The 2,447-nt window shown below is 50.9% G+C and carries 2 protein-coding genes; both read right to left on the bottom strand.

The window, feature by feature from the left end; all coding sequences use genetic code 11:
- Nucleotides 1–55: 55 nt before the first annotated feature.
- Nucleotides 56–496, bottom strand: coding sequence for a TIGR01244 family sulfur transferase (locus ACTHUT_RS18000; protein ID WP_250599677.1), 441 nt, complete (start codon nucleotides 494–496; stop codon nucleotides 56–58).
- Nucleotides 497–574: 78 nt separating this feature from the next.
- Nucleotides 575–2,326, bottom strand: a complete 1,752-nt coding sequence (locus tag ACTHUT_RS18005) for a M61 family metallopeptidase (RefSeq protein WP_250599679.1) — start codon at nucleotides 2,324–2,326, stop codon at nucleotides 575–577.
- Nucleotides 2,327–2,447 lie beyond the last annotated feature (121 nt).

A 2,447-nucleotide genomic window follows, 5' to 3' on the forward strand; every position in this document is an offset into this window, starting at 1 on the left:
GGTTTCAGACGGCCTGATTGGTTTAAAGGCTGCTACTTACTATATAAATTAAGTATTAAGCTAGACCTTTATCTTTGGCTTCTTGCAGGCGGGCTTCAAAGCTGCTGAGGTTGACGCCTGCCTGTTCGGCTGCGGCAACTACTTCGGCTACAGATGCGCCGTGTTGCACTTGATGATAACCCCAAAGCAGGGAGCAGCGAGTGCCGGTACGGCAGAAGGCAAGGATAGGAGCCGGAGATTGTTGCAACAGATTTTGGAAGGCTGCAACATCAGCTGCGTTGATTTGAGGCGCAACGACGGGCTGGTGTGAGAATTGGTTGATGCCGGCCTCTTTAAACCAGTTTTGCACTTCGGCAAAAGCCGGTTGGTTTTCTTCTTCGCCGTCCGGGCGGTTGCAGATGATGGTTTGGATGCCGAGACGTACGGCTTCTTGGACATCGGCTTCGGTCAGTTGGGGGGCGATATAGAGGGTGTCGGTCAGTTTACGGATGGGCATAGTTTTTCCTTTCTTTATATTGAGCGGATATGTTGATTTCAGACGGCCTAGGAAGTGGCAGGCCGTTTGAAGTTTTATTTAATGATTGTACAACCAGTTTTCGAGTTGTTGGCGATCGGTAATGTGCAGCAGGGCAGTATTGGCTTCTGCTGCTTGAACTGTGATGCTGGTTTCGCGCAACAGGCCTTGGCGGAAGAAATGGATGGTGGTGCGTGTGCCGATAGGCAGTTTTCCCCACTGCGCTGCAAGGTCGTTGCAGGCATAGCCGCCTAAGGCGATGATTTTGTCTTGCGGGCAGAGTCCGGCATTTTCTGCACTGCCGCCGTTAAATACATGAGTCAGGACGGCATGGTCGCCGTTTTGTTTGAAACGTGCGCCCAAATCGTTGGTGGGGGCAACCGATTGGGGTTCGCTTGCAAATGCTCCGCCATGCTGGCGTGGCAGGGGGATAAAGTCGAGTTTGACACCTACGCTTTGCAGGCATTCTGCGAGCGGAAGGTCTTCGGTGCTGTATAAGGCCGTCTGAAAGAAGGCTTCTAAATCTAAACCGGTCATTTCTTGGCAACGGGATTGCCAGTGTTTTTCGGGTATGCCTTGATGGGTGTCGCACCAGTCGCGATAGTGTTGCTGCATTATACTGTCGAGGGTGTATTTGCCTTGGCTTTTTTCACGGATGATGAGGTCGAGGCAAAGTGCGGCCAGTGCGCCTTTTTGATAGTAGCTAACGATGGCGTTGGGGCTGTTTTCGTCTTGTTTGTAGAACTTGTCCCATGCGCTGAAACTGGATTGGGCAAGTGTTTGTTTCAGACGGCCTTGTGTTTGCTGTACGCGTGTGATGCTTTGTGCAAGCAGGGTAAGGTAGGCTTCGGGACTGATGGTTCTGCTTCGGGCTAGAAAGAGGTCGTCGTAGTAGGACGTAATGCCTTCGAATGCCCAAAGTTGCTCGGTGTAGTTTTCTTGGTCGAGATTGTAAGGTGCGAAGACGGCCGGTTTGATGGATTTGACGTTCCATGCGTGGAAGTATTCATGGGAAAAGAGGCCGAGCAGTTCGGTATAGGCTTTGTCGGCTTCGCCCATATCGTAAGATGGCAGACTGTGGCGGTCGGCGAGTAGGGCGGTGCTGCTGATGTGTTCCAGTCCGCCGTAGAGGTTGTCGCCCAGATGTAGTAGGAAAAGGTATTCGGTAAACGGGGCAGGGGTGGGGAACATCGCCAACTCGGTTTCGCAGATTTTTTGAATATCGGCGAGGAAGCGGGCGCGGTCGAAATCGGGGTAAATACCACTTAATGCAATACGGTGGGGGATGCCTTGTGCTTCAAAGTCGAGGAATTCGATGATGCCTGTTTCAACGGGGTGATCAATAAGCTCGGTATATGAGGCCGTCTGAAAAGTGGTCGCCGAAATTTGGGGCAGGGTTGTGGCTATCTGCCATGTGTGTGGCAGGGTAGGAAATTCGACTTGGTGCGGTTGTTCCTCTTGTCCGTGTACTTTTAAGAAGAGGCACGCGCCATCGAAAAAGCCGCGCTCGGTACTGAGGAATGAGCCGCGTACAGACAAGTCGAATGCGTAGACGGTGTAGTAAATTTCCCACGCTCCACTGAGGGCAGGGGTTTGCCAATGGTTTTTGCTGGTTTGTGTCAGCGGTTGGGCTTTGCCGTTGCAGCGCGCGCTGATGTGCGTGATGTGGCGGGCAAAGTCACGGATGAGGTAGCTGCCGGGAACCCAGTTGGGTAAGCTGATTTCTGTTTCTGAATCATTGGTTTGAGTGAATGATAAGGTGATGTGCCATTCATGAGACAGAAAGTTGGGAGTAATTTTGTAATTAATCATAGCTATTGGTTAATTTGCTAAAGTTTATTAAGAATAAGGGGGTTTAAGGGGTGGGCTTAATCTATATCAATAAAACTGTATGAAAAAGGGGGCTTGAAAAAAGACCCTGTCCGATTTAATG

It is taken from the genome of Neisseria sp. P0022.S010 (assembly GCF_051956635.1).

What these genes read in the sequence shown, in the direction of transcription:
- ACTHUT_RS18000 (WP_250599677.1), bottom strand. Translation starts at nt 496, where the DNA reads ATGCCCATCCGTAAACTGACCGACACCCTCTATATCGCCCCCCAACTG.
- ACTHUT_RS18005 (WP_250599679.1), bottom strand. Translation starts at nt 2,326, where the DNA reads ATGATTAATTACAAAATTACTCCCAACTTTCTGTCTCATGAATGGCAC.